We start from the raw sequence: 24,871 nt of genomic DNA on the forward strand, positions 1-24,871 counted from the left end.
AAGGGGAGAGACCATGCGATGAAATCGATAATCCGGGTAGTGAGCATTTTAAGTGCGGGTCTTGTTCTAATGGCCGGCTGCTCTGCCGGAACGGGGGGCCGCAGCACCGAATACGGCATCTCCTATACGGACGTCACGGAGCAAGCGGGCATTAAATTTAAGCATGAGAAGGCGCAGTTCGATTCCAAAGGGGACAACATCATGCCTTGGCTGCAATCGACAGGCGCGGGCGTGGCCGTCGGCGATTACGACGGAGACGGTCTTATGGATCTGTACTTCATCAGCTCCAAGGCGAACAGCATGAACGCTCTTTACCATAATAACGGGGATGGCACGTTTACCGATGTAGCGCCCAAGCTGGGGCTTGCGGACGTGAACCGGGAAGCCGTCTCCGAGACAGCGCTGTGGATCGATTACGACAACAGCGGGCATCCGAGCCTTTTCATCGGCAAGTGGGGCGGACCGAGCCAACTGTTCCATAATAACGGGGACGGCACGTTTACGGACGTATCCGAGAAGAGCGGCGTCAGCAAATATATTGGAAACTACGCCAAAGCCATCTCGCTGGATTATAATCGCGACGGTTTTTTGGACATCTATTTAGGAGGCTATTTTCACGAAAAAAACAATCTGTTCCATCTCACGACGACGAAAATAATGCACAACGATTTCGAGAAGGCGCGAAACGGCGGCAAAAACGTGATGCTTCGCAACAACGGGGACGGCACGTTCACCGATGTAGCCGACGAGCTCGGAGTGGAGGACCGGGGCTGGACTCTGGCGACGGCGGCAGGAGACTTGAACAACGACGGCTGGCCCGACCTGTACAACGCCAACGACTTTGGACCGGATGTACTCTACTTGAACGAGGAGGGCAAACGGTTTAAACGCGTCATACAGCCGAGGGGCATCGGAGACGACACGTACAAGGGAATGAATGCGGACTTTGCCGACGTGTTTCACGATGGCAATCTGGCGATTTATGTCACGAATGTGAGCAAATCGAGGTATATTTTGGAAGGCAATCAGCTTTGGCATCCTAATGCCCAAGGCCAATACGTCGACCGCGCGGAGGAAATGGGGATCAATCTGGCGGGGTTCTCGTGGGGGGCGCGGTTTTTCGACGCGGATAACAGCGGCAATTTCAGCTTAATGGTCACGAACGGGTTCATCTCGGCGGGCAAAGAACGGGATTACTGGTTTGACCTCGGCACGTTGGCCACAACCCCTGGCACGATTGTCGAGGATATGAAAAACTGGCCCGCCTTCGGCGACAAGAGCTTGTCCGGTTATGAGAAAAAACGGCTGTTCTGGAATAACGGAAAAACGTTCAAAGACATTGCTCAGGAAACGGGAATTACGTTCGATTCCGATAGCCGGGGCGTCGCGGCCGTCGACTTGTGGAACCGCGGAGTGCTGGATCTCGTGTTCGCGAATCAAGGCGCCCAGCCCAAAGTGTATAAGACGACCAATACGACAAACCACAATTGGATCAAGCTTGAGCTGACGGGGACGGCGCCAAGCAACCGGGAAGCCGTCGGAGCGCGCGTAACGTTCGAGGTCAAAGGCGTGAAGACGGTCATGGAGCGGGACGGCGGCAATTCGCACGGGGCCCAGAGCGAGCCGCGTCTGCACTTTGGGCTTGGGGATGCGGCGCAAGCGGATAAGATCACGATCCGCTGGCCGAGCGGCCGATTGCAGGAGCTGACGCAGGTGAAAGCCAATCAGATTCTGAAAGTGACGGAACCGGATGGTCCGGTCCCGGCGGCAGGTGCGAAATGAAGGAGCGGAGTCTGAATGTAGAGCATGCGTCGGTGCGCGTCGGCGTCATCGGCTGCGGCAAAATCGCGCAGACGCGCCATCTCCCGGAGCTGCTCGATAACCCCGACGCGCAGCTGGCCGCCGTGTGCGACCCCGACGGGGACCGCGCGAAGACGGTCGCCGAGTCGTTCGGTGTCCACCAGGCATACGATTCGCACGAATCCCTCCTCGCATCAAGCGATATCGACGCGGTCGTCGTGTGTGCGCCGAATGCGCTGCATGCCGAGATTAGCCTGCAGGCGCTGCGTTCCGGCAAGCATGTGCTGGTTGAGAAGCCCATGGCCATTGTCCGTGACGATTGCATCCGCATGGTCGAGACGGCGGAGCAATATGGGCTCGTCTTGGCCGTCGGCCATAATCAAAGGCTGCACCCGGTGTTCCGACGGGCCAAGGAACTGATCGCTTGCGGGCGGATCGGCGCGGTCATCCAGTTTGCTACGCAGTTCCAGCACGGCGGTCCGGAGACATGGAGCGTAGACGGAGCCGCGAGTTGGTTTCTGCAGGGCGGCAGCGCCGGATTTGGCGTTATCGGCGATCTTGGCGTCCATCGGCTTGATCTGATGCGGTGGCTGTTGGACGACGAAATCGCCGAATTGACTCTCTATTCCGCTCATCGGCGCCCTATCGCGGGCATCGAAGACAATGCGGCGCTGGCGTTGTGTTTTTCCGGCGGCGCCATCGGCACGATTCAAGTCGGCTGGAGCAACCCGCTGCAGGATCATCGGACCGTGATCTACGGGGAGCGGGGGATGCTGGTCATGGGCGAGACCTTCGACGGCATCACCCTCGCCGACTACGGCAGCGGGAAGACGGAACAGGAAACCGTGGCGCTTTCCCTGCGTCGCGACGGGTACTTGTGCTCCGGCGTGGCCGACGATTTCATCCGCAGCATTCGGACACGCAGCGCCCCTGCCGTCAGCGGCCGGGAAGCGCTCCGTACGATGGAGGCGCTGTTCCGGGCTTTGCCGGGCCCGTGACGGGTGTCGCCGAAGCTGCGAAAAATTTTTTTCTCCAGCTTGTATGGTTTTCCTTCTGCGATTCGTTACTTCATGTGAAAGCCTATTAATTCACGATTCAAGGAGGAAACCAATTATGAAAAGCACGGATTTGAAAGCAACCATCGGCCGCATTCCCGCTTTTACCGCAGCCGTACACCCGGTTGTGGCGAATTACGCCGAAATGGGCAAGGAAGTGAGGAAGTCTTGGAGGCAGGTAGACAGTCTGATTCCGAAGGGACATCCGATGCGGCTGCAAGGCGATGTGGCTTACGTCTTCTCTCCGCAGCGCATTATGGGGAGCGACATCAGCAGCTTCGAAGTAAAAATCGGGGTACAGGTCGAGTCGCACGCCACTCTGGCGCAACCGATAGAACTGTTCCAAGTGCCGGAACGGGAGTATGTAACCACTCATTTCCGCGGCGGATGGAAAGAGCTGAACACGGTTTATTTTGATCTCATGAACTGGATCAAAGAGAATGGGTACGAGCTGGACCGTTCGGACGGCGTCTATTGGATCGAAACGTATCCGCTAACCCCGGCCAATCCGTTCGAAATTCCGCATGATCAGATCGAGACGTTCAATTACGACATCAGCATGGCAGTCGTTAAAAAGTGATTCGGATTGCAGGGAAAAGCAATCGCCCTCCAGCTTGCCTTCTTGGCCGGGAGGGCGATTTTTTATGTCCGGCAAAGGATATTCCCATCGGATCGCTGCTGGCAGATTCGGAGCCGGCTTTCAAAAAAAAATTTGTCTGAAATTTGATCAAAAATTGAATTTTATATGAACAAAATCGTAAAAGTGTGGTATACTATTGGAAGAGAAAGCACTTACAATGGTTTAGGGGTGATCGCTATGACGACGAAAACGGCAGTTTTGGCCGAAGGAACCGGAAACGAGCGCAATGTTGGCAGATTGGTAGCTTTGATGACGGCAACAGCATGGGTGCTGCTTGGGATCGGATTGCTGCTTAGTTTATTTAACCTGCATGACTTCAGCGATCGCAACACGTCCCTCATGGTCGGGGTCGGGTTCATGGTCGGCAGCGTTCATATTTATGTCATCCGTACGGCCATCCATCTCGTTCATTCCAGAGCTAAAGCGGAAGACGAAAGTAAATAAGTGACATAACACACAAATTTTAGCCCCTTCGGGATCTCCCGGAGGGGTTTTTGGTGTTATTTGGGGTGTCATATTTTAACAAGTGCAAAATATTTGTCAGCTTCGTGAAAATTTTTTTGCAGAAAAATGACGAAACATTGACGTATTTGTTAACTGCCGCGAACATTTTGTCGTAATCTGTTATGGTGGTTCTATAGAGTGATCTGGCTCACAGTCAGAACAATCATAGCATTTCGGAGAGCTTGGGAGAGGATCGACATGAGAAAACCGGTAAAGATCGGCCGAATTTCGTTAGCGCTGCTGTTCATCCTGATGATGGCGCTGCTAACCGGCTGCGGACAAGAAATGATGGTATTCGACCCGAAAGGGCCGATTGCCCAAGACCAGCGAGACCTGATCGTGATCTCGACCGTGCTTTGCCTTATCGTATTGGTGCCCGTGCTGATCATGACGGCGGTCATCGTATGGCGCTATCGCGACTCGAAAGGAAACAAGGCGGCCTACAAGCCGAATTGGGCGCACAGCACCAAGCTGGAGATGATCTGGTGGGGGATTCCGATCGTGATCATCCTTATTCTTGGCGGCGTGACGGTAAAATATACGTATGCGCTGGAGCCTTCCAAGCCGATTCAATCGGACCAGAAGCCGATTGTCGTTCAAGCGACTTCGCTCGATTGGAAATGGCTGTTTACTTATCCGGAGCAGGGAATTGCAACGGTGAACTATTTGCAAATTCCAAAGGGCGTGCCGATTAAGTTCGAATTGACGTCGGACGCTCCGATGAACTCGTTCTGGATCCCGCAGCTTGGCGGACAAATGTACACGATGTCCGGAATGGCGATGACCTTGTATCTGCAAGCGGACGAGGCAGGCAAATATTTCGGCACCGCCGCGAACTTCAGCGGGGAGCATTTTAACGATATGAAATTCGACGTTCACGCGACGTCGCGGGAAGAGTTCGACAAGTGGGCCGCAGGGGTCAAAAAGTCGGCAAGTCCGTTGACGCAAGCCGGGTATGACGCGTTAGCCAAACCGGGACGCTCCGGCGAGCAGTTTTTCTCGGCGTTTCCGGATAACCTGTTCTACAACATCGTTACGAAATATGCGGTCGGAGGCTCGCACGGCGCTCATGGCGCTCACGGAGCGACATCCGGCGGCAGCGGAAACGAATCTGGCGGGAAGCAGGGCGCTGCAGTCAGCAGCAACAAGATGGAAGACGTAACCGCAGGTGAAGCCCACGGGGTTCATGGAGCGGTTCACAGCGCCTCCGGAAAATAAACGCAACGCTTGATTTATTTTTAAAAGAAAAGAGGCCCACTCATGCTGGATACCATTAAGCAATTCGCATCGGAGTTTTTCGTCACCGGGGATCCGATAATTCTCGGGGCACAGGTAAGCATCGGGCTTGCGATGGTAGCCATCGTCTTCGTGCTTACGTTTTTCAAAAAATGGGGCTGGCTGTGGCGCGAATGGCTGACGTCCGTCGACCATAAGCGGATCGGCATCATGTATATTATTTGCTCCATTCTGATGCTGTTCCGCGGCGGCGTCGATGCACTGCTCATGCGGCTGCAGTTGGCGATGCCCGGCGTCGAATTTTTGCAGGCGGATCACTATAACGCCATCTTCACGACGCACGGCGTTGTCATGATTCTGTTCATGGCGATGCCGCTTATGTTCGGTTTGTTCAATGTCGTCGTTCCGCTGCAAATCGGCGCGCGCGACGTCGCGTTTCCGTTTCTGAACTCGCTCAGCTTCTGGATGTTCTTCTTCGGAGCCATGCTGTTCAACATTTCGTTCGTTATCGGCGGCTCGCCGGATGCGGGCTGGCTGGCATATCCTCCGCTGTCCGAGCTGTCCCACAGCCCGGGCGTCGGTCAAAACTTCTACATCTGGGGTATTCAGATCTCGGGGATCGGGAGCTTGGCGACGGGGATCAACTTTATCGTTACGATTCTCAAAATGCGCGCGCCCGGCATGAAGCTGATGAAAATGCCGATGTTTTCCTGGTCGGTACTGTCCAGCTGTATCATGATCATTTTCGCGTTCCCGATTTTGACCGTTACGTTATTCCTGCTGTTCCTTGACCGCTTTGTCGGCGCGCATTTCTTCACGCTCGACGGCGGCGGCAACCCGATGATGTATATCAACTTGATCTGGATGTGGGGTCACCCCGAAGTATATATCGTCGTCGTGCCGGCGTTCGGTATTTTCTCCGAGGTGGTTGCAACCTTCTCCAGGAAAAAGCTGTTCGGTTACCCTTCGATGGTATTCGCCATGATCGGGATCAGCGTACTTTCGTTCTTTACGTGGGTCCACCACTTCTTCACCATGGGCTCCGGTGCGGATGTCAATGCGTTCTTCGCGATAACGACCATGCTGATCGCGATACCGACAGGGGTCAAGGTGTTCAACTGGCTGTTTACGATGTTCCGCGGCCGGATTCGTTTCACTACGCCGATGATGTGGGCAGTCGCGTTCATTCCGTGTTTCGTCATCGGCGGGATGACTGGGGTGCTGTTGTCGGTTGCACCGGCTGACTTCCAATTTCACAACAGCTACTTCCTGATTGCGCACTTTCACCAAGTGCTCATCGGCGGCGTCGTATTCGGATACTTTGCAGGTCTTTACTACTGGTGGCCGAAAATGTTCGGCTTCAAGCTGAACGAGCGTCTCGGCAAATGGGCGTTTTGGTTCTGGAACATCGGCTTCTACGTGTGCTTCATGCCGCAATATTTCCTCGGACTGGACGGCATGACGCGCCGTACGTATACGTACAGTTTTGACATGGGTTGGGGACCGCTCAACTTCGTTTCGACGATCGGCGGCTTCCTGATGGGGATTGCGTTCATTTTCCAAGTATGGCAGATTGCTTACAGCATCAAAAATCATGAAAAAGACACGACAGGCGACGCCTGGGACGGCCGCACGCTCGAATGGACGATTCCTTCGCCGGCACCGATGTACAACTTCGCCATCACACCGACCGTGCAGGAAACGGACGACTGGTGGGAGCGGAAGCAGAGAGGCGAGAAGCCGCTTGCTCCGATTCCGGATGCGAAGCTGGAGCCGATTCATATGCCGAAAAACTCGGCGATTCCGTTCATCAAGTCCGCACTTTGGTTCTTCGCCGGATTTGGATTCGTATGGAACTGGATGTGGCTGACGATTCCGGCGCTGGTCGGCATCGCGATCTGCATGGTGGCGCGTTCGTTCTCGTACGATACCGACTATTACATTCCGGTCGATGAAGTGAAGCGGACAGAGCAACTGGCAAGGGGGGCAAAAGCTTAATGGCACATACAGCGGCAAAACACGGACACGACGCTCACGACCACGATCATCACGATCAAGAGTCGCTGAAGACGTTCGGCTTTTGGCTCTTTCTGATTACGGACGTTATTTTATTCGGCACGTTGTTTGCCACCTATATCGTTCTTCGGGGCAATACGAATGCGGGACCTACGCCCGAGGAATTGTTTCAAATGCCCGGCATTATCGCCGAAACGTTCATCCTGCTGACAAGCAGCTTTACGAGCGGGATCGCGGTGCTTGCGATGCATCGCGGCAACAAGCAGCAGCTGATCGGCTGGCTTGCGGTTACGGCGCTGCTCGGCGCGGCGTTCATCGCGCTGGAAGTGACGGAGTTCGTGCATATGGTGCACGAGGGCGCGACGATTTCCACCAGCGCTTTTCTGTCCTCCTTCTTTACTTTGGTAGGGACACACGGCATGCACGTTTCGCTCGGCTTGGTTTGGATGATCGGGCTCATGCTTCAGCTCCGCAAACGCGGCATTACTCCCGTCACCAAGCGCAAAGTGGAAAATCTCAGCTTGTACTGGCACTTTCTTGACGTCGTCTGGATTTTCGTCCTCACGGTCGTCTACTTGATGGGGGTGATGTAAGATGGGGAATTCGCATGGAGCTTCTTCGCATGACCAGCACGGCTCCCATGGCTCGCTGAAGTCTTATACGATCGGGTTCGTGCTTTCGATCATCTTGACGATCATTCCGATTACCATCGTAATGAACAGCATGCTGAGCAAGACCGCGACGCTGGTCGTGATTCTTGTGATGGCGATCCTTCAGTTCGTCGTGCAGCTCGTCTTCTTCATGCACTTGCGCGAAGGCGAGAATGCCCGCTGGAACATGATGGCGCTGCTGCTCGGCATGATCATTCTTTTGACGATCGTAGCAGGCTCGATCTGGATTATGACTTACAATGCGGTAGCGCATTAAGGTAGGGGGGCGAGAAATCGCCCCTTTTTAATATAAAAATTGGGTTCTGAAGGTGATGAACTGAGACTTATTTTTTCGAAAAGAACTTGTCTAGCTTTGAAAGAAAATTCAATCTGGAGTTATGGTATTCAAGAAAATCGTATGGTTTACTAAAATATTGAATTTTTCCTCTTCTAGAACGACTAAAAATACCCTCGATGTTTAGAGATTGGCCTAGTTTTTTTGCATCAATTAATGTATGCTGCCTCCATATTTGTCCCTTAAGAGTGAATAGCCATTCCGGCGCTTGCAATACGATTATAAATTTCTCTCCTCCTTTTGAAATTAATGCATCAATCTCTCCGTAGTTAGAAGAATCATAATTCAGAAAAATAATGATAAACGGTACTTTTTCGTCAACCCACATAAATTCATCACTGTCGAATAGGCCTTTTAAAACTGTACGATAGGCTAAACGCTTCGTTTTTTCTATACAAAGTTTAATGTAGCAGAGTATGAAGAGAACAACTATCAAATAGGTTATAACTCCAATTGTCCCCATTTAATATCCCTCTTTTTCTTCCCTAAGAATAAGGAAATATCACATAAGATAACCAGAATGACGATACTAATCCCGATTTCCAGATGTCTAGTGAAATCGAAGTAAATATGAGGCAAGAAGCATTTTATGGTTATTACCCCTAAAAGAAGGAAGTTACGACGAAAGGGAAATTTATTTAACATTCTTACTTTCCCAAAACATCCACATACAATTGAACTGGATTTTCTATTTTTGAACCACATTAAAACGCTGAATAAGGATAGGGTTGTTAGGACAATTAGCTCCTTGGTCATGGAAGGATAACTGAATGTGTAAGCCAAGAAAATATAGAGTTCTAAAAACAAAACTATCATTGCTGCCAAACCAACAAAATAAACAGGTATAATTTTGTAGGAGAATATTTCTGCTTTGAATTCCGTTAACTGAGATACTTTTGAATAAAAAGAAAAAAAGAAGATACTCGCTATAAGAATATCAAGAAATAGAACCAACGTCGTCAATCATCTCACTTCCCTTTAGCCAAAAATTTTTTAAATCATCGACTTGTCTGATTTCTTTGTTTTGAACTACATTTCCTTGAAGGTCAATGAGGTATGCCTGAGGTGTAAAACTTATTCCTATATCCGAAAAATTTTGATGTGCAAAGGATATCATGTGAAAACTGAACCCTAATTGTTCCTTGATACTCTTGTTTTCTTCCTCTGTTCCATCCGTAACGAGAACAAATTCAAAATTGAAGTTACTTCCTAATGGTTTGAATTGAGGGAGCAGTTGCAGACAATGACCGCAGTTTAATGATACTGCACAAACAATACGGTATTGTTGAGCTTCAGTAGGAAGTCCAAGTAGATTTAATGGGTATGGTTGGTTGCTTCTAAATTCGTTTAAGTTATAGTGCATCGAATTTTACCTCCCAAGACACTTTTTTTATTGCTAAGGGTATTTATTATTTGATCCTGGATCTTTGTTCCTAAAATATTGAATACTCTTCCTAAGATTCGTCTGATCTACCGGTGTATTCAGATCGAATGTTAGAATCGCTCGAATCATTTTCTCAATAATTTCTTGTTCTAAATCATCTTGATCTTGAATATTAGTTTTCCTTCGAAGCTTTTTAATTGCGGGATAGAATCTCTTAATTATTGTCCATAAAGCAGATTGATCACCGCCTTGTGCTTTCTTAACTAACTTAAAAAGAGTGCATTCCGTCTCTTTCATTTATTCCTTCCCCCCTCTCTGATGACTTGTGCTAGATTTTGGATAGAATCGTTTAGGTTTTCAATTTTCTTCTCAAATCGAAGAAGTAGATATCCGGTAATAACAATAGGGAAACCAAAATTACTGATAGCGTTGATTAAAAACGTGGACCAATCAGAATTGTTCATTACAAAGTACCTCCCTTGTCAATCTTTTTTTGAGAGTAACTATCGCTGAGCTTCTAGCTTTAGACACGGCTTGAGGAGAAATTGATAAGATAACAGCAATATCTCTATCAAGAAAACACATAGAGTAGGTAAGTGTAAGTATTATTTTTTGCTTTTGTGTAAGTTTGGAAAAAGCTTTGTAGACACATTCGTTGCTTATTGAATCGAGTAACACGGAGGGGTCTGAACTTATTTTGCTCTCTTCCTTATTATCCGAGTAACTTTCTCCGAATGTGCGACCAGTTTCTTCATATAGTTCCATATCAAAAATAAATACGTTCCACTCATCCCTCTTCCGCTTCTTTCTATGAAAATCAATGAAAGCATACTTAATTGTCGAGCTTAAGTATTTAGTAAATCGGACTTCAAAATGAAACATATTGAACGCTTCTTCTAAGGGTTCCCAAGTCTTCAGTGATGGACATTCTACATAAGAAAAAAGAAGAAAATGGTTATCAGGGTATGAAAAGAAACGTCTGACAATATAATCAGTGGAGTGTGCAAAGGGGATAGGTATACTTTTTGATTCCACTTTTGCCTTTATTTCAAATGAGCTGACTGAAAGCATAGTCTAGCCCTCCTCTCTGGAAAAATTCCTAATTATAACAATGTTTCAAATTAAATAAAAAACAACCCAATTAGAAAATTTTTTCAAAAGAGGATGTAATTATAAAAATTCGGCATCAGCAAGAGATGAATGTAATATATATACGATTGTTACATTAATAAGTTATATTTTTTATTGAAAAATTTTTAAAAAATATAAAATAAAGTAAAAATTTATTGAATAGCTATATTATTTCTATTTAAGTTTTTTTGTATTTTTTGTTTGTAACAACCAATTTGTGGTTGACAAAAATTGATTACATATGTAATATCTAATTTAGATTACGTTTGTGATCCAATTTTTTAGGAGGAGCCTAATGTCAAAAAAGATTCCTAAAATTTCTGATGCCGAATGGGAAGTAATGAAGGTGCTTTGGGGAAATTCATCTTCCACAGCTAATGAAGTTATAGAAGTTTTGCAACCTAAAACGGATTGGAAACCCAAAACTATTCGAACTTTATTAAATCGACTGGTTCAAAAAAAAGCAGCAGGGATTAACCAAGAGGGAAAAGTATACACATTTTACCCACTTTTTGAGGAGGACGAATGTCGCCGTGCTGAAGCTCAATCATTCATCAAGCGAATTTATGGAGGGGCCTTGAAGCCAATGATTGTTCAGTTTTTACAGGAACGATCATTATCTCCTGAAGATATTAAAGAACTACGGAGCATTCTCGACGAGAAAGCGTAATAACGATGAATAATGTGGTTCATATCGCTTATAAATAAAGGAAAGGAAAGGATGAATGTGCTTGAAACAAGCGTGACGCGGCTGACGACAGTGTTTCAATGGATAGTAACCACTTCGATTATGGCAAGTTTATTAGTCATATTTATTCTTATTATCAAATGGGTTTTCAAAAAACATTTAAGCCTTAATGTTCATTATTTCTTATGGATTTTATTACTTTTAAGACTTATATTACCTTTCGGTCCTGAAAGTTCGTTTAGCATCTTTAATTTGCTTTCTGTCAACCTAACTTATATTTCGTTACCAAGTAACCATGAGCCGCCCTCCGTTGTTCTACAACATAATTCAATGAACTTGAACCATGACGAAACCATAAAATCGACAGAACCCTTGGACAGTCAGATGCAGGGTAATCAAACTCCCCATGAAACCGTACAAATACCATCTAGGATAGAAAGCAGTACATGGAGTCCATCGATCTGGAATTATGCCACGATCATCTGGATTATAGGTGTAACCCTTTTATTTTTCTATATCATCAAAATGAACAGATTATTTAGGCGAAAAGTCGTCGGCTCGAAAATATCCGAACCATTGCTTCTGGAGATTTTAAACCGGTGCAAGTTGATTATCGGTGTTAAATCTGATATTCCTCTTATTGCGACAGATGTGGTGGCAGGCCCAACCTTATACGGTTTTATCCGAGCAAAATTGCTTCTCCCAAAAAGAACTTTAGAAACATTGCGACATGATGAGCTTGAGTATGTATTCCTTCATGAAATAGCTCATTACCGAAGAAAAGATATTGCATTTAATACTGTGTTCTTCTGCTCTTTGATAATCCATTGGTTTAACCCGGTTTTATGGTACGCTTATTACCGTATGCGTGAGGATCAGGAACTAGCTTGTGACGGCTTGGCTTTAACTCATGTGCATCAATCAAAAGTTGTTGAATACGGCCATACGATTTTGAGATTAATGGAGACGTACTCCCCGGTATATCGATCGACAAGTATTGCACATTTTTCTTCTACCAAAGCTCAGTTAAAAAGAAGAATATTGATGATCAAAGATTTTAACCGGAAAAATTATCGTTGGTCGCTTTCTGGTATTTTACTGGCAATTCTCTTGAGCGGCTGTGTTCTAACGAACGCTGATTCTTTAAACGAGAAAAATAATTCGCACGAAGCGGATCCTCCAAAACCGGCTGTACAGAAACAACCGGATGATAGTGAAATACATTTGGTGAATAATGGTGAAAGCGAAGTTCCCGGTTCATTAACCATAGAAAAAGTTGCAATTGGCAATGTACGTCTGGGAGATACGAAGCAAGCTATTTTTGGATTATTAGGAGGGCCTGATAAGGTCGAATCGGACTCCAATACAGGGGAAGATATTTGGCATTTTTCAAAACATGAAGCAACCTTGTATTTCTATAAAGATTCACCCGACTTTCCTTCACGAGGAGTTAGCCGCGTACTTATTACCGGAAGTTCTAACTTGAAGACGGATCAAGGAATTGGAGTGGGGGACACGCTTCAGCATATTAAGAATCTTTATAGCCATATTAATGGGACATCAGAGAGTGACGGAAAAAGAACGGTATGGGTAAATGGCGAAAAGAAAGGGCTCGAATCTTCTAACAAGTACTATCCAACGTTAAGGTTTGAGCTTCAATCAGGTAAAATACAAAAAATCGAGCTTACCAGCCAAAATGTTAATCCTGGACCGTATCATAAGAAACCGCTTAGCTACGCTGATATGGCGATTGGCGATATCAAGATCGGTGATTCGGGTGAAAGTATCGTTGAACGATATGGTAATCCCAGTAAGAAAACAATTGTACATGGGAATGGTGCCCCTGAATGGATTTATGAAAAACATGGTTTTTTTGTTGACGTTGATCCGGTATGGGCTATCCGAGTAACGAGTCCTTTCAAGGGAAGTACTTCCAGAGGGATTCATATAGGTAGCAAGGAGGAGGAGGTCAAGAAGGCCTACCCCGACAGTTATTTCAACTCCAATGGTTTTACTGGCTTGGTTCAAAATTCAACTGATGGGACCTATCAAATAGTTTTTGAACTGGAGAAAGGTATCGTGATAGCTATTGCGATGCAAAAGGACTTAGTTTTAAATAAGAATTGATTGTTAATAATATAAAATAACAGCCCTTGTCTCTAAAATGAGAACAAGGGCTGATTTGTTTGATCGTTAAATCACGTATGTGTACGTATCTTATTAATAAAGATTTGTCATGCCCGGCAGACCCGGATCATCGAATACTCGATCTCTGTATGCATAGATGCAATCGCGATTCACAATGGTATTATAGAACCCCTCATATCCAACGGATACAGTCCAAGGGCGACCGCCATTAGAATCCTTCAGCGTGTAGCTTTGGGAAGAACAATAATTGGTAGACGATCCGCCATAGTTCGAATAATAGCCATTGTACAATGCTGAAGCAGCTGCACTTAAGCCAGGATTATCAAACCCACCATCAGAATATGCATATTGTAGATGCGGATAGCCTTCAATAAGAAGTTTTGCATATGATCTTACTCCATTATTAGGCCCGCTAAAGCTAGTACCTGTCGGAGTACCGTTTGATGTTCCGCTAAATCCGCAAAGTGCTCTTTGGTTACCGGGATTCCACCGAGATTGAAATTCGGATACGCTCCATCCCATTTCGATTGCCCAGTGAACAAGAATAAACGCTGGGGGCAAAATTCCATAGAAGGGGCTTTTATAGGTTTGATACGCTACCCATTTTGCAAGATTTGCAATGGTATAAGAATTACCGTTATACGTAACGACACCGTTGACAAAGCCGGTTTGGTTATTTAAGCATCCTGCTAACATACCGATATTCTCTAGTGTGTCGTCCTTTCTATCTGCGTTACCACTTTCCGGTACCTTCAACAAGCGGACATCTTCTTCATGATTGCGGATCTTGGTCATTCTTAATCGACTCCTTTAATATAATGTTGGCTTCGATAGAATTCAGACGACTCTCTACTGAGTTATCAAAGCCACACTATATAACAGTGAATTTGAGCCTTATAAAAACAACCATAATTTTACGAGAATCAATATTTCTTGCAGCACAAAAAGAAATAGACCGCCCTCGGCAAAGCAAAGGTAGCGGTCGATTCATGATCAGTTTTTATTCTGCTTAGCTACCGCCCTTAAAAGCGGCTATTGTGTGGGAGTCGTGCTGGCGCACGGCTCTCTTTTTATTAAACCGTATGCTATGTATCCTGCTCAATCCCGCATGATGATAAGCGCCTGGGGAATGACGAGCCAGAAGCCCGACACCGGCGTGAAAAAGACGCCGACGAGACAAAGCACAAGCATGTAGACGCCGATAAATTTCGGGATTTCCATTCTTTTGACCTGGGTTAGCCAGCGGATCAGTCCGGCCAGCATAAACAGCAGGGCGCCGAATAGCAGGAACCAGAAGGCCGAACCCCGGTCGTAATGAGGACCAATGCTGTTAAATAATCCGCTCCGTCCGATATCTGCGAGCGGCTGCCAATAAATGATAATACCGACTACCGTATGCAGTACTGCCGTCCAAGCAAGCATCATGCCCGAATAAGATTTAAGTTTGGCTGCCATAAACAACTCGCTCCTTTTCCGCATTGGTTTTAATCGCTCTGAGCAGAGCGCGCCGGATCAAGGCGCTGCCGGGGGAGATCAGCAGCCAGTACAGCCCGAATTTCAGCCGCGCCGCCCTGTCCTCCGTTTGAATCCGCGTCTCGGTGAACACCGTCATCGTTCCGTTCGACTGCTCCCGCACTTGAAAATTCATGACCGCCTTCGCATGACGCGGGGAGTCATAATCGATAAAAGCCTGTGCCGAATCCAAGCGGAGCGGCTCGTTGCGGATGGGTCTCCAGAATGGGCCGACTACGCCGACCACGAGTTCCTGCCCTTCGGCTTCTTCCAGCAGCATAAATCCGTGGCGAATCACTCGTTTTATAAACGGTTCGTCGCCGTCCGAAGCCCCCGTTTTCACTTTGCCGGCCAGCCAGGCCGGAAGCATCCGAATACCGAACAGCAGGCGCAGCACGGGAATATCCCCATATTTTACTTCGCGAATTGCACGATAGACCGCATCCCTCGGCGCGCGGACGTCGATCGAATGCTTTTCGTGGTAATGGTAGATCGGCAAATAACGGTCGAGCAGCATGGGGATTCCTCCTTGTATTGGACATGCTGGGAAGCCGATCAATCGGAAATGTCGATCGAACCACGGGATAGGCTCGGTGTTTTTTTACCGGCTGTCCCCGACGGCTCCTTCGTCCGGTCGATTGCGGCATCGAGCAAGCTGCGAAGACCGAGCAGGGCTTCTCCGCGGGAAGTGAGAAAATGGCTGCGTGCCCCGGCGGGAATGAATTCGGCAACCAACGTTTCTTGTACCTCCGACAAGCTGTTCAGCAATCTTGTTACCTTATCGGCTCTCATCGTTCTCCTCCTTTTTGGGTTCTTCCGGCAGCTCTTTTTCGCCGAAGCGGATCGACAGCTTCTGCTCCGTAAACCGGGCGCCGGCAATCGGACGGCCGAGCAGGATGCGCGGCAGCACCACTTTGCGTTTGTAAGGGCCCGCTTGGACGGTCAGCTCGTCGCCTTTCTGGCTGAGCGACAAGTCGCTTTTGTCTACAAAAGGCAGTGTCAGATCCAGAAAGTAAGCGTCGTCCTCCTTGCGGATGTCCTGTACCTTACCCGAGTGGAGCACTTCCGAGACATCTCTGCTGCCGAAAGCGGCTTCGCCCATTTGAGCGAGCAGCGGCAGGCCGTGTACTTCGGATTTCATCAGCGGGATGCGAAAGATTGGCAGCGGGCTGAAACAGTCGCGAATTTCTTCTTCATATTTGTCGTGAGCCGCCCGCCATCCGGCCCAATAGCCGGTTCCGGCCTCCTCCGGTAAGACGCGGTTTACAACCACCGCATCGGTATTGAAGCCGAACAAGTTCAAATAGGTGAACGCCCTTCGAGCCTCGGAGATCACCATCTTCTCCGGGTTAAGCACCATACGGATAGAGGTCGTCTCCGAATCGAGAATCAGGCTTTGCAGCAGCTCCAGCTCGCGGGCGAGCGACTCGATGCTGTTCATGACGTTATCGTCGGGCAGCTCCAGGCCGCCTGTGACGATTTTGGCGACGGGACGCACCAGCTTTATTAACCGGCGCTCGTATGGGAAAATTTTGTCCATCCACCAGCCCAGCACGTTCGGGTAGCTGAGCAGCCGGAGCGTCTCTCCGGTCGGTGCGCAATCGACGACGATGACGTCATAGTCGCCGCTGGCTGCATGGCGCTTGATTTCCAGCAGGCTGAACAGCTCTTCCATACCGGGGAACACAAGCATTTCCTCGGTCGTCACATCGCTAAGATCGGCCCAGTTCATCAAGCCGGCCAACCAGCCTTGGACCGCGCCCCAATGCCTTTCCGTTTCGCGCAAGCTATCGACTTCTTGCCCCCATAAACAATCGGCAACGGGAACAGGGCCGCTTCCAAGCGGTTGATCGAACGAATCGGATAAACTATGCGCCGCATCCGTACTCATCACAAGCGTTCGAAGCCCTTGTGCCGCAAGCGTGACGCCCGTTGCCGCAGCGACGCTCGTTTTGCCGACGCCGCCTTTGCCGGTATACAGAATGATTCTCATCGTATCCCTCCATTTAGTACGATTTCGTAGTATTTAGTTAAAAAAATAGGGGCTACGGTTCAACTAAGTTTAATCGTCTATCCGGATTTTCCGGACGGTGCGATCGGACGGTGCGCTGTCTTTATCTTCTTTGTGCTGCAGCGCTTTGCCTACTTTGACCGCGAGCGTCAGAAATTGTTGCAGCTCCTCTGGGGAGAGAGCTGCCTGCACGCGGGCAAACATGTTTTCCATCATGGCTTTTGCCTGGCCTGCCAGCTTGCGGCCTTCGTCAGAAAGCCTGACCAGAATGATGCGCTGATCTTTATCGGATTGATTGCGCTCGGCAAGACCTTTGCGGACCAGACGTTTCGTCAGGCTCGTCACCGTGCTGAGCGGCGCTCCCAGTTCCGCTGCCAGCTCCGACATGGTCAGCTCGCCGCGATATTCGAGGAACATGAGCGCGGAAATTTCGGAGCGGTTCAGCGTTTGCTCCAGCTCGGCCGCCTCCGCCATCAAGCTCATGGGCCGCAGACCGTGTTTGAAAAATAGCTCCAGCATCTGCTCCATCAACGACTGTATCCTCCAATGTACTGCGATATTCGTTTATTACGATATGGAATTAATTTACGGTTTCATTTTACTACGATTTCGTACTAATTACAAGAGGGAGCTTTACTTTTGGTGAAAATGAAGCGGGGGGAGCGCAGCGGTTCGGCAGGAAAAAAAGAAATGGCGCCCCGTATTTCGGGGCGTCAGAGTGTTGAGAAACCTTGGAAGTAGAAAAACTTAGAGAAATAGGTGGTGGAAGAAAATGACGGGGAGCCCGTCTTCAACTCAATCGCTAAGCCACATAGCGGTTGCTTGCACAGGTGCCGCGCTGTCGAACGCCAGGATCATTCAAAAAAAACACATTGCTAATCGAAGGGGTAGGATGGTAATATAGGCTCACAAAAGTAAAGTTTTGTTACATTTTTCCTAAATAGATGTCGCTTCTTGCCGCCATCCGGCGATTCGATTTGCCTATTCCAAAAATTAAAGCGGTTTAATTTTCATAGCGCGTATCGGAAGGAGCCTGCCCCATGAAAGCAAGCATATACGACGTAGCCAGATATTGCGGATTGTCGGTGGTGACCGTCTCCCGGGTATTAAACAACACGGGCAACGTACGGGAAAAAAACCGGCGAAAGGTGCTGGACGCCATCGAGGTTTTGGATTACCGGCCTCATGCCGCAGCGCAAAGTCTTGCCCGGGGTCATACCCGCATCATCGGTTTGATAATGACTGCGCTGCACGATCGCTTTTTTGAGACGGTCGTGAATGAAATCAACCGCACGCTTGCCCGGTACGGTTATTTTCTGGCGCTTTCCGTCTCGAACGATGTTCGTTCCCGCGAAAGTCACGATTTGATGCACGAAGACCGGGTGGACGGCTTGATTCTATTGTCTTTGCCGGAAGAGGACCGATATGTCGCCCAATTGAAGAAGCGGAGCATTCCGTTCGTACTCATCGATAATCAGAGACGGGATCACATGGTCCCTTCGGTGCTGACGGATAATTACTATGGAGGTTATGAAGCGGCGAAGCATTTGCTTTCGTTAGGCCATACCTCGATCGCCCACGTATGCGGGCCGGAATATTTTTTGAGCACGCGGGAGCGAAAGAGAGGTTTTTTGGATGCGCTCCGGGAGGAGGGACTTTCTCCGTTCGCCGTGGTACAAGGGGACTACGAAATCGGATTCGGCTACGAAACGGCGAAGTCATGGATCAGGAGCGGGAAGCTGCCCACGGCCGTATTCGCCGGCGACGACTATATCGCGGTCGGGATCGTAAATGCTTTGGCGGAGGGGGGAATGCGGGTGCCGGAGGCGATGTCGATCATCGGATATGACGATCAATATATTGCGTCCCGTCTTCGTCCTTATTTGACGACGGTTCGCCAGCCGGCGGAAAACATCGGCCAGAGCTCCGTCGAACTGCTGCTCAAATGGATCGGAGCCGGCTCGACGGCAAGCGTCACGGTCGAATGGAAGCCCGAGCTGGTCGTCAGAGAATCGACGGCCGCGCTTAAGGCTTAGGGAGCGGAATAGTGCAGTGGCGGCATCCAACCAGATGCTGTTTTTCATTTACAAATAATTAAAGAAATTTTGCGTCAGCCGGGATTCCCGGTTCTGAGCGGTCTCATCCGTCCGATGAGTCAACCGCCGTTGATCGCTTCTTTCACGGCTCTGGTCAGCTTGCGGTACACAAGCTGGTACGATTCCTCCAGCATGTCCAATACCTCGGTGTCCGGAACTTCACCGTTCAGCACGACCGTATTCCAGTGCCGCTTGTTCATATGGTAGCCGGGAAGCACGGCGGTCGGATACGTTTGCCGTACGAGCCAGACGTTGTCGGGATCGCATTTCAGATTGACGCTCGGGACGCCTTGGTGGTTGCCGAGCAGAGCGAACATTTTGTCGCCGACGAACAGGACGGGCAGGTCCGGATCGAAAGGATGCTTGAGGCTTGTTCCGGGCTTTTTCAGTCCGTATTCTATTAGACGGGCATGATCGATCATAAGTTAACGACTCCTTGAGACTTGTTTTTGCTCTATTGTAACGTATGACCCCGGGTTCTTACCAGAAGGATAGGAAGGATGAATTTGTCAGACCTAAACCTTGTTTCTTTTTCCGATATCTGTTATGATAAAAATAGGAACATTTGTTCCTGTTTTGTTCGGGTTTAGCTATTCTCCTACTATTCATAGGAATGGATGATATCGGATGTTTGAATATACGGATCAATCGTTTGAAGAAAAAGATTTCAGTCAAGCGGATTTTCGCGAGGGGGAGCTGCGCAATTGCACGTTCACGCGCTGCCGTTTTCGCGCCGCTCATTTGGAGGAGCTGTTGACGTCAGGCTGCAGGTTTATCGATTGCGATTTTACCGGGGCTCAGTTCAATGCGTCCGTTCATCACGGCTCGGCTTTCACGAACTGCCGATTTAGAGGCGCGAATCTGTTTGTTGCCAAATTCGAGGAGTGCAAAATGGTTGGCTCCGACTTCTCCGAGGCCAGCTGCGACGGGATATCGATCGAGCGGGGCGATTGGTCGTACACAAATCTGAGGCACGCCAACCTGTCCAAGCAAAACCTGAGAGGTGTCCGGTTCACGGAAGCCGACTTGTACGAATGCAATTTCGAAAAAGCGGACCTGCGGGAAGCCGATCTCTCCCGTACGCAGCTTGCCAAATGCAAGCTGCACGGAGCCGATCTGCGAGGTGCGAACCTGGACGGCGTCGATTTTAAGTCGCTTGAGGTTAAGGGTGCCCGGATGGACGCGGCGCAAGCGATCTTGTTTTTGCGCTCCCACGGCGCGAAGGTGGAATAGAGGAGAGGCTATAAGTATGGGATGAGGCTCGCGGGGTGACCGCGGGCTGTTTGCCGTTGGACGTGTCAAATGAAATCAGGTTTCGTTCAATAACCGGGCGAAATGGCCCATAACAGCGCAAGCAGGATCAGGAAAATATCAGGGGGGGCCGGTACAATAAAGAAAAAGAAGAAGAGAATGATGAAGTTGCAGACACAAGAAAGCAAATCATTTACAATCATAGCTGTCGGTTATGTTCAATCGGAGAATGGGAAGATGAGCTTGAGCATTTCCGAACCTTACAGATCTTAGCCGAGAAAGCCCTTACCTTTAGGCATGGGATGAAACGGCTTAGGACAAGGGCTGTCTTTAGACAGCTTCATTGTCCTACATTCTTTCATGTTGTTGCAGTTGTATATTTAAACTAATACAATCGGTGTATGGGACAAGAATATAGAAGAACGACAACAACCGTATCACTCATCAACTATCATTTTGTGTTTTGCCCGCGATACCGAAGAAAGGTACTTGTGAATCAGGTAGAAGCGCGATTTAAAGAGCTTGTGCAAGAGCTGTGTCAGGAAAACGATTGGCTTATGGTTGCGATGGAAGTCATGCCTGATCATGTGCAACTATTCTTAAACGTGCGACCAACGGATTCTCCAGCGGACATTATGGCAAAATTGAAAGGTGCGACCTCGCGATTTTTGCGTCAAGAATTTAAGCACTTGAAGCATCTGCCAAGCCTTTGGACACGTTCCTATTTTGTCAGCACGGCAGGGAATGTTTCGAGCGAAACCATCAAACGTTATGTAGAAGAACAAAAGACAAGGGGGTGAAGCCATGCAAACCGTAACCGTTCAAATTCGAATATTCCCAAACGATGTTTCCCTGCTCAAGGAGATGGGGGGCGAATACATCAAAACGGTCAATCTCCTAACCGAACAAGCGGAAGCATCGGGCACATTTCCAAAGCTCACCTCCAAGGATGTCGATGCCAAACTTCCATCCGCCATAAAGAACCAAGCCATTCGCGATGCGCAAAGCATTCATAAAAAGACGAAAAAGCAAGGAAAACGTCCGGTTCTCAAGCGCAGAGCCTACTACGTAAATAACCAGAATTATTCACTCGGGGACCATAGCGTTGCATTTCCTGTTATGTTGGACGGAAAGGTACAGCGACTCAAGATTTCGGCTCGTGTAACGGAACGCGAACAACGTTTGCTATCCAGCGGCAAGCTTGGCCTCTTAATAGTGGTTGAGAAGTCGGGCAAGTGGTACGTACAAATTTCTGTTGAAAGAAAGACAGAACAAGCAACCGGCGATGTCGCGATGGGAATTGACTTGGGTTTAAAAATCCCTGCCGTTGTTGTCACCTCAACAGGTAAGACGAAATTTGTTGGCAACGGCAGACAGAACAAGTACATTCGCCGCAAATACAAGGAGCGCAGAAGAAAGATGGGCAAGTTAAAGAAACTTTCTGCAATCCGTAAGCAAGAAAATAAAGAACATCGCTACATAAAAGACCAAAACCACAAAATCAGCCGTAAGATCGTGAACATGGCGATCGAAGAACAAGTATCGGTCATCAAGATGGAAAAGCTAACGAACATTCGCCAAACGACAAGAACAAGTCGTAAAAACGCTAAAAACTTGCATAACTGGACGTTCCATCAATTGCAAATGTTTATCGCATACAAAGCGGCATTGGCCGGTATCAACATCATCGAAGTCCATCCTGCCTACACCTCCCAAACGTGTCCAAACTGCGAGAAACTGAACAAGGCAATGGACCGAACGTATCAATGTTCATGCGGGTATCGCTCACACCGCGACAGAGTTGGAGCCATCAACATCATGCGCCAACCTGTGATAGATGGTAACAGTCTATCAGCCTAGATAGCTATACGCTCTGATCTAGGATGAGCTAATGAGCTAGCTCTTAACTTAGCAGTCTGCACAAAACAGAAATGGCCTGCGTGCGTTAACTAGCTAAGAATCCCTCGGCTTTAGCCGTGTTGGAGGCTCAAAAGTACATCTATGAAACGAGGCTTCCCCAGTCGGAATACGCCTTGACCCTTCCTTATGAATTTGAATATTACGGATCTGCCTATCAAGGTCCCGACAACGAAGATTCCGAAACGGAAATTTACATTCCGATAGAGCTGATTTAATGGAAACAGGACTTCATGGTATTTGGATTGCTTCTGATAAATCATTTTTATATGCAGCGAAAAATAGGGATGGCCAGGTATGTGCCCCCATATACTTGAAAAGACGGAAGTCGCACGACGCTTTGGGAGAGGAAGGTGGGCATATGGCCATTAGACCGCCTGCGCTGCAAAAAGGCGATACCATCGGAGTCGTTGCCATGGGCAGTCCGCTGGAAGCAGATGTGATTGATGCGCGCGTCCAGTTTTTGAGAGGGATGGGGTTCCAGGTCGTCCTGGGACGGTATGCGTATGCCCGTAACGGCTTTCTCGCCGGTACCGATCAAGAGCGGGCGTACGACTTGATGACGATGTTCGCCAATCCGCAGGTCAACATGATTCTTCCCACCCGCGGCGGCGTAGGCGTGTCGGGCATGCTTCCTTACCTTGATTTCGGCATCATCCGAAGCAATCCGAAAATCATTACCGGCTACAGCGACGTGACGTTTCTTCTGAATGCACTGTACTTGTATGGCGGGCTTATTACTTTTCACAGCCTCATGCTGATTGATTTCAAACCGGAAACTCCCACGTATAATTTCGACCAGTTTTTTACCGCCGTATCGTCAATATCTTCTTACCGCCCCATTGTAAATCCGCCGGATGTTCCGCTTGTCAGCCGTGTGCCGGGGAATGTTACCGGACCGATCGTCGGCGGCAATCTGACCTCTGTGGTCGATACGTTGGGTACGCCTTACGAGATCGATACAAGGGGAAAGGTGCTGTTTCTGGAAGAAACCCACGAGCCGGCCAATACGGTATACAGGTATCTGAATCATTTGAAGCTGGCAGGGAAGTTCCAGGACTGTCTTGGCATCGTCATGGGCGAATGTACGGATTGTCCGGCCGCTTACGAGAAGTCCTATGAAAATGTAATCACCGAATTCGTCGTTCCTCTCGGCAAGCCTCTTCTGACGAATCTCGCAACCGGACACGGCCAATATAAAGCGGCTATTCCTATCGGGGCTCTCGTGAACCTGAATACGTTCAACAACACGCTAACCCTGCTTGAACCGGCGGTTAGCGTTCGGCAGACCTAACAAAATTGCCAGCGTCTTGTTGAATCTTAGTCGAATTCTACCACCCCGGATCAGAACGATCCGGTTTTTTTTGTATCCCGTGAGGAATCGGGATGCCCAGTTAATAAAGTTTTAATGATTTGTTTAGAAACGGCTAATCTCCGTTTTCTAGAATGTTTAGCTCTTCCGTTTAGGATGGAATTATGGAAGCCGGAGATGCTTTCAAACCCCAATCCCAAGGAGGAAGAAACATGAACAAACGAGTCGCATTAACCGGAGTTAGCGTAGCCGTCGGAAGCCTGCTTATGATCGGTTCCGCCTATGCGGGGCTCGGAGACGCCCCAGGGTACGACGCTTATAAGTCAGCCGTCAAGCAAACGTTCGCGGTACAAAATGTGACGAAGCAAATGAATGTCACGGTGAAGGATAACGGAACGAAGCTGCTCGACGTGCAGTCGACCGTCAAAGAAGATAAGGCGAAGAACGAAATGAGCGCGGCAATCAACCTGAACGGTGGCGCAGCAAGTCAGGGAATTAATCTCTACCGGCAGGACGGCAAGCAAATCGTTAAAGCGAGCGACAACGACGTATACAATGTCATCGAAGGAAAACAATGGAAGGGGAAGGCGGGCGAGCACCGGGGGCAAGCTCCGGATGGCATTAGCGCCGAAGTCGAGAATGTCGTAGACGCGTTGGTCGGCAATCTGAAGGATTATGTCACCTTGTCGCCGCAAGCGGACGGGACGAAGAACATCTCGATGCAGCTGAGCGGAAGCCAAATTCCGGCGGTGGCGAATGCGATCGGATCGCTCGTGGTGAAGCAGGCTGCAAACGCAGAGGGGCATCATAAAGGCGTTCAAGAGCCGTTCGGCGATAAGCTCCAGGGACTGCAAGACAGCATGCCGAAGCTGACGCAGGACGTGAAGATCGACAAGTTCGATCTGGCTGCCCAAGTCAACGCGGACAACCGGATCGAGAAGCAGCAAATGACGCTGACGATCAGCGGTAAGGATGCGCAAGGCGTTTCCCACGAAGTCGTCGTTGCTGCCGATTTTGGCTTATCCAACTTCAACGGCACGACGGCGGATCATGTCGATCTGAGCGGCAAGCAAGTGAAGACGCTCGATGTGAAAAAACACGGAGAATAAGCGCTATTGCCACAGCGGGACAGAGGGGCGGCCCGTCAGCCGCCCTTCGCCGTCCG

At 48.8% G+C, this 24,871-nt stretch carries 30 protein-coding genes; 17 read left to right on the forward strand and 13 right to left on the reverse strand.

From position 1 onward, the window contains the following. Positions 1-18: 18 nt before the first annotated feature. The 8 genes from ET33_RS12650 (at position 19) to cyoD (ending at position 8,178) form a co-directional block, all read left to right on the forward strand. Complete coding sequence (locus ET33_RS12650; RefSeq protein ID WP_051775303.1) at positions 19-1,782, forward strand: CRTAC1 family protein; 1,764 nt, start codon at positions 19-21, stop codon at positions 1,780-1,782. Next, on the forward strand, positions 1,779-2,798 hold the full coding sequence (locus tag ET33_RS12655; RefSeq protein WP_051775304.1) for a Gfo/Idh/MocA family protein: 1,020 nt from the start codon (positions 1,779-1,781) through the stop codon (positions 2,796-2,798). The genes ET33_RS12650 and ET33_RS12655 overlap by 4 nt, the downstream gene beginning before the upstream one ends. A gap of 115 nt (positions 2,799-2,913) precedes the next feature. Beyond that, positions 2,914-3,435 carry a GyrI-like domain-containing protein gene (locus ET33_RS12660; protein ID WP_036681442.1) on the forward strand — a complete coding sequence of 174 codons (522 nt, stop codon included), beginning with the start codon at positions 2,914-2,916 and terminating at the stop codon, positions 3,433-3,435. Positions 3,436-3,672: 237 nt separating this feature from the next. Next, the gene (locus ET33_RS12665) at positions 3,673-3,939 is read left to right on the forward strand and encodes a hypothetical protein (protein WP_036681443.1); all 267 of its coding nucleotides are present in this window, start codon (positions 3,673-3,675) and stop codon (positions 3,937-3,939) included. A 258-nt stretch (positions 3,940-4,197) separates the two neighbouring features. Continuing rightward, positions 4,198-5,217 (forward strand): ubiquinol oxidase subunit II, encoded by a 1,020-nt coding sequence (cyoA, locus tag ET33_RS12670; protein WP_036681445.1) that lies wholly within the window; start codon positions 4,198-4,200, stop codon positions 5,215-5,217. A 42-nt stretch (positions 5,218-5,259) separates the two neighbouring features. Then, the gene (locus ET33_RS12675) at positions 5,260-7,233 is read left to right on the forward strand and encodes a cbb3-type cytochrome c oxidase subunit I (RefSeq protein WP_036681448.1); all 1,974 of its coding nucleotides are present in this window, start codon (positions 5,260-5,262) and stop codon (positions 7,231-7,233) included. Further along, complete coding sequence (gene cyoC, locus ET33_RS12680; protein WP_036681451.1) at positions 7,233-7,844, forward strand: cytochrome o ubiquinol oxidase subunit III; 612 nt, start codon at positions 7,233-7,235, stop codon at positions 7,842-7,844. The genes ET33_RS12675 and cyoC overlap by 1 nt, the downstream gene beginning before the upstream one ends. A gap of 1 nt (position 7,845) precedes the next feature. Further along, positions 7,846-8,178 (forward strand): cytochrome o ubiquinol oxidase subunit IV, encoded by a 333-nt coding sequence (gene cyoD / locus ET33_RS12685; RefSeq protein WP_036681454.1) that lies wholly within the window; start codon positions 7,846-7,848, stop codon positions 8,176-8,178. A gap of 67 nt (positions 8,179-8,245) precedes the next feature. On the opposite strand, the gene ET33_RS12690 is transcribed toward cyoD, so the two are convergent. From ET33_RS12690 to ET33_RS12710, 6 genes are read right to left on the reverse strand one after another with little or no spacing between them, the layout of a single operon-like run. Continuing rightward, the gene (locus ET33_RS12690; RefSeq protein ID WP_036681457.1) at positions 8,246-8,719 is read right to left on the reverse strand and encodes a hypothetical protein; all 474 of its coding nucleotides are present in this window, start codon (positions 8,717-8,719) and stop codon (positions 8,246-8,248) included. Continuing rightward, positions 8,698-9,219 carry a MauE/DoxX family redox-associated membrane protein gene (locus ET33_RS40590; protein WP_036681462.1) on the reverse strand — a complete coding sequence of 174 codons (522 nt, stop codon included), beginning with the start codon at positions 9,217-9,219 and terminating at the stop codon, positions 8,698-8,700. Before ET33_RS40590 ends, ET33_RS12690 begins: the two co-directional genes overlap by 22 nt. Beyond that, positions 9,194-9,619 carry a peroxiredoxin family protein gene (locus tag ET33_RS12700; protein ID WP_036681464.1) on the reverse strand — a complete coding sequence of 142 codons (426 nt, stop codon included), beginning with the start codon at positions 9,617-9,619 and terminating at the stop codon, positions 9,194-9,196. Before ET33_RS12700 ends, ET33_RS40590 begins: the two co-directional genes overlap by 26 nt. 33 nt (positions 9,620-9,652) lie before the next feature. Further along, positions 9,653-9,937 (reverse strand): helix-turn-helix domain-containing protein, encoded by a 285-nt coding sequence (locus tag ET33_RS12705; RefSeq protein ID WP_051775305.1) that lies wholly within the window; start codon positions 9,935-9,937, stop codon positions 9,653-9,655. Further along, the gene (locus ET33_RS37425) at positions 9,934-10,104 is read right to left on the reverse strand and encodes a YvrJ family protein (RefSeq protein ID WP_081890309.1); all 171 of its coding nucleotides are present in this window, start codon (positions 10,102-10,104) and stop codon (positions 9,934-9,936) included. The genes ET33_RS12705 and ET33_RS37425 overlap by 4 nt, the downstream gene beginning before the upstream one ends. Beyond that, positions 10,091-10,711, reverse strand: a complete 621-nt coding sequence (locus tag ET33_RS12710) for a sigma-70 family RNA polymerase sigma factor (RefSeq protein ID WP_036681467.1) — start codon at positions 10,709-10,711, stop codon at positions 10,091-10,093. The genes ET33_RS37425 and ET33_RS12710 overlap by 14 nt, the downstream gene beginning before the upstream one ends. A 355-nt stretch (positions 10,712-11,066) precedes the next feature. Here ET33_RS12710 and blaI point away from each other — a divergent pair, with 355 nt between their 5' ends. Further along, the gene (gene blaI, locus ET33_RS12715) at positions 11,067-11,441 is read left to right on the forward strand and encodes a penicillinase repressor BlaI (protein ID WP_036681470.1); all 375 of its coding nucleotides are present in this window, start codon (positions 11,067-11,069) and stop codon (positions 11,439-11,441) included. A gap of 51 nt (positions 11,442-11,492) precedes the next feature. Further along, positions 11,493-13,586 carry a M56 family metallopeptidase gene (locus ET33_RS36370; RefSeq protein WP_051775306.1) on the forward strand — a complete coding sequence of 698 codons (2,094 nt, stop codon included), beginning with the start codon at positions 11,493-11,495 and terminating at the stop codon, positions 13,584-13,586. A 93-nt stretch (positions 13,587-13,679) separates the two neighbouring features. On the opposite strand, the gene ET33_RS12725 is transcribed toward ET33_RS36370, so the two are convergent. The 6 genes from ET33_RS12725 to ET33_RS12750 all read right to left on the reverse strand — a co-directional run bounded on the left by ET33_RS12725 (position 13,680) and on the right by ET33_RS12750 (position 17,658). Continuing rightward, positions 13,680-14,402, reverse strand: a complete 723-nt coding sequence (locus tag ET33_RS12725; RefSeq protein ID WP_036681474.1) for a hypothetical protein — start codon at positions 14,400-14,402, stop codon at positions 13,680-13,682. A 303-nt stretch (positions 14,403-14,705) separates the two neighbouring features. Continuing rightward, positions 14,706-15,062: a DUF6463 family protein gene (locus ET33_RS12730; protein WP_036681479.1), complete on the reverse strand. Its 357-nt coding sequence runs from the start codon at positions 15,060-15,062 to the stop codon at positions 14,706-14,708. Further along, positions 15,046-15,636, reverse strand: a complete 591-nt coding sequence (locus ET33_RS36375; RefSeq protein ID WP_051775307.1) for a hypothetical protein — start codon at positions 15,634-15,636, stop codon at positions 15,046-15,048. Before ET33_RS36375 ends, ET33_RS12730 begins: the two co-directional genes overlap by 17 nt. A 38-nt stretch (positions 15,637-15,674) precedes the next feature. Beyond that, the gene (locus ET33_RS12740) at positions 15,675-15,911 is read right to left on the reverse strand and encodes a hypothetical protein (protein ID WP_036681482.1); all 237 of its coding nucleotides are present in this window, start codon (positions 15,909-15,911) and stop codon (positions 15,675-15,677) included. After that, positions 15,898-17,112, reverse strand: a complete 1,215-nt coding sequence (locus tag ET33_RS12745; protein WP_036681485.1) for an ArsA family ATPase — start codon at positions 17,110-17,112, stop codon at positions 15,898-15,900. Before ET33_RS12745 ends, ET33_RS12740 begins: the two co-directional genes overlap by 14 nt. A gap of 69 nt (positions 17,113-17,181) precedes the next feature. After that, the gene (locus ET33_RS12750; protein WP_036681487.1) at positions 17,182-17,658 is read right to left on the reverse strand and encodes a MarR family winged helix-turn-helix transcriptional regulator; all 477 of its coding nucleotides are present in this window, start codon (positions 17,656-17,658) and stop codon (positions 17,182-17,184) included. A 512-nt stretch (positions 17,659-18,170) separates the two neighbouring features. On the opposite strand from ET33_RS12750, the gene ET33_RS12755 reads away from it, so the two are divergent. Further along, positions 18,171-19,166 carry a LacI family DNA-binding transcriptional regulator gene (locus ET33_RS12755; protein WP_036681490.1) on the forward strand — a complete coding sequence of 332 codons (996 nt, stop codon included), beginning with the start codon at positions 18,171-18,173 and terminating at the stop codon, positions 19,164-19,166. Positions 19,167-19,285: 119 nt separating this feature from the next. On the opposite strand, the gene ET33_RS12760 is transcribed toward ET33_RS12755, so the two are convergent. Further along, positions 19,286-19,648: an MmcQ/YjbR family DNA-binding protein gene (locus ET33_RS12760; RefSeq protein ID WP_200879207.1), complete on the reverse strand. Its 363-nt coding sequence runs from the start codon at positions 19,646-19,648 to the stop codon at positions 19,286-19,288. 205 nt (positions 19,649-19,853) lie between these two features. Between ET33_RS12760 and ET33_RS12765 the strand changes: the two genes are divergently transcribed. From ET33_RS12765 to ET33_RS12785, 6 genes are all read left to right on the forward strand, one after another. Then, entirely contained in the window at positions 19,854-20,459 is a 606-nt protein-coding gene (locus tag ET33_RS12765) for a pentapeptide repeat-containing protein (RefSeq protein ID WP_036681492.1), read from the forward strand. A 419-nt stretch (positions 20,460-20,878) separates the two neighbouring features. Continuing rightward, a complete protein-coding gene (tnpA, locus tag ET33_RS12770) occupies positions 20,879-21,277 on the forward strand; it encodes an IS200/IS605 family transposase (RefSeq protein ID WP_036681495.1) in 399 nt (132 codons plus the stop codon). A 4-nt stretch (positions 21,278-21,281) separates the two neighbouring features. Then, positions 21,282-22,337: an RNA-guided endonuclease InsQ/TnpB family protein gene (locus ET33_RS12775; RefSeq protein ID WP_036681498.1), complete on the forward strand. Its 1,056-nt coding sequence runs from the start codon at positions 21,282-21,284 to the stop codon at positions 22,335-22,337. A gap of 116 nt (positions 22,338-22,453) precedes the next feature. Next, entirely contained in the window at positions 22,454-22,612 is a 159-nt protein-coding gene (locus ET33_RS40595; RefSeq protein WP_152570628.1) for a GyrI-like domain-containing protein, read from the forward strand. A 143-nt stretch (positions 22,613-22,755) separates the two neighbouring features. Continuing rightward, on the forward strand, positions 22,756-23,688 hold the full coding sequence (locus ET33_RS12780) for a S66 peptidase family protein (RefSeq protein ID WP_036681500.1): 933 nt from the start codon (positions 22,756-22,758) through the stop codon (positions 23,686-23,688). A gap of 230 nt (positions 23,689-23,918) precedes the next feature. Beyond that, a complete protein-coding gene (locus ET33_RS12785) occupies positions 23,919-24,815 on the forward strand; it encodes a hypothetical protein (RefSeq protein WP_036681502.1) in 897 nt (298 codons plus the stop codon). Positions 24,816-24,871 lie beyond the last annotated feature (56 nt).

It is taken from the genome of Paenibacillus tyrphae (genome assembly GCF_000722545.1).
GTDB classification, from domain to species: domain Bacteria; phylum Bacillota; class Bacilli; order Paenibacillales; family NBRC-103111; genus Paenibacillus_G; species Paenibacillus_G tyrfis.

What these genes read in the sequence shown, in the direction of transcription:
- ET33_RS12650 (WP_051775303.1), top strand. Translation starts at nt 19, where the DNA reads ATGAAATCGATAATCCGGGTAGTGAGCATTTTAAGTGCGGGTCTTGTT.
- ET33_RS12655 (WP_051775304.1), top strand. Translation starts at nt 1,779, where the DNA reads ATGAAGGAGCGGAGTCTGAATGTAGAGCATGCGTCGGTGCGCGTCGGC.
- ET33_RS12660 (WP_036681442.1), top strand. Translation starts at nt 2,914, where the DNA reads ATGAAAAGCACGGATTTGAAAGCAACCATCGGCCGCATTCCCGCTTTT.
- ET33_RS12665 (WP_036681443.1), top strand. Translation starts at nt 3,673, where the DNA reads ATGACGACGAAAACGGCAGTTTTGGCCGAAGGAACCGGAAACGAGCGC.
- cyoA (WP_036681445.1), top strand. Translation starts at nt 4,198, where the DNA reads ATGAGAAAACCGGTAAAGATCGGCCGAATTTCGTTAGCGCTGCTGTTC.
- ET33_RS12675 (WP_036681448.1), top strand. Translation starts at nt 5,260, where the DNA reads ATGCTGGATACCATTAAGCAATTCGCATCGGAGTTTTTCGTCACCGGG.
- cyoC (WP_036681451.1), top strand. Translation starts at nt 7,233, where the DNA reads ATGGCACATACAGCGGCAAAACACGGACACGACGCTCACGACCACGAT.
- cyoD (WP_036681454.1), top strand. Translation starts at nt 7,846, where the DNA reads ATGGGGAATTCGCATGGAGCTTCTTCGCATGACCAGCACGGCTCCCAT.
- ET33_RS12690 (WP_036681457.1), bottom strand. Translation starts at nt 8,719, where the DNA reads ATGGGGACAATTGGAGTTATAACCTATTTGATAGTTGTTCTCTTCATA.
- ET33_RS12700 (WP_036681464.1), bottom strand. Translation starts at nt 9,619, where the DNA reads ATGCACTATAACTTAAACGAATTTAGAAGCAACCAACCATACCCATTA.
- ET33_RS12705 (WP_051775305.1), bottom strand. Translation starts at nt 9,937, where the DNA reads ATGAAAGAGACGGAATGCACTCTTTTTAAGTTAGTTAAGAAAGCACAA.
- ET33_RS37425 (WP_081890309.1), bottom strand. Translation starts at nt 10,104, where the DNA reads ATGAACAATTCTGATTGGTCCACGTTTTTAATCAACGCTATCAGTAAT.
- ET33_RS12710 (WP_036681467.1), bottom strand. Translation starts at nt 10,711, where the DNA reads ATGCTTTCAGTCAGCTCATTTGAAATAAAGGCAAAAGTGGAATCAAAA.
- blaI (WP_036681470.1), top strand. Translation starts at nt 11,067, where the DNA reads ATGTCAAAAAAGATTCCTAAAATTTCTGATGCCGAATGGGAAGTAATG.
- ET33_RS36370 (WP_051775306.1), top strand. Translation starts at nt 11,493, where the DNA reads ATGAATGTGCTTGAAACAAGCGTGACGCGGCTGACGACAGTGTTTCAA.
- ET33_RS12725 (WP_036681474.1), bottom strand. Translation starts at nt 14,402, where the DNA reads ATGACCAAGATCCGCAATCATGAAGAAGATGTCCGCTTGTTGAAGGTA.
- ET33_RS12730 (WP_036681479.1), bottom strand. Translation starts at nt 15,062, where the DNA reads ATGGCAGCCAAACTTAAATCTTATTCGGGCATGATGCTTGCTTGGACG.
- ET33_RS36375 (WP_051775307.1), bottom strand. Translation starts at nt 15,636, where the DNA reads ATGCTGCTCGACCGTTATTTGCCGATCTACCATTACCACGAAAAGCAT.
- ET33_RS12740 (WP_036681482.1), bottom strand. Translation starts at nt 15,911, where the DNA reads ATGAGAGCCGATAAGGTAACAAGATTGCTGAACAGCTTGTCGGAGGTA.
- ET33_RS12745 (WP_036681485.1), bottom strand. Translation starts at nt 17,112, where the DNA reads ATGAGAATCATTCTGTATACCGGCAAAGGCGGCGTCGGCAAAACGAGC.
- ET33_RS12750 (WP_036681487.1), bottom strand. Translation starts at nt 17,658, where the DNA reads ATGGAGCAGATGCTGGAGCTATTTTTCAAACACGGTCTGCGGCCCATG.
- ET33_RS12755 (WP_036681490.1), top strand. Translation starts at nt 18,171, where the DNA reads ATGAAAGCAAGCATATACGACGTAGCCAGATATTGCGGATTGTCGGTG.
- ET33_RS12760 (WP_200879207.1), bottom strand. Translation starts at nt 19,648, where the DNA reads ATGATCGATCATGCCCGTCTAATAGAATACGGACTGAAAAAGCCCGGA.
- ET33_RS12765 (WP_036681492.1), top strand. Translation starts at nt 19,854, where the DNA reads ATGTTTGAATATACGGATCAATCGTTTGAAGAAAAAGATTTCAGTCAA.
- tnpA (WP_036681495.1), top strand. Translation starts at nt 20,879, where the DNA reads ATGGGACAAGAATATAGAAGAACGACAACAACCGTATCACTCATCAAC.
- ET33_RS12775 (WP_036681498.1), top strand. Translation starts at nt 21,282, where the DNA reads ATGCAAACCGTAACCGTTCAAATTCGAATATTCCCAAACGATGTTTCC.
- ET33_RS12780 (WP_036681500.1), top strand. Translation starts at nt 22,756, where the DNA reads ATGGCCATTAGACCGCCTGCGCTGCAAAAAGGCGATACCATCGGAGTC.
- ET33_RS12785 (WP_036681502.1), top strand. Translation starts at nt 23,919, where the DNA reads ATGAACAAACGAGTCGCATTAACCGGAGTTAGCGTAGCCGTCGGAAGC.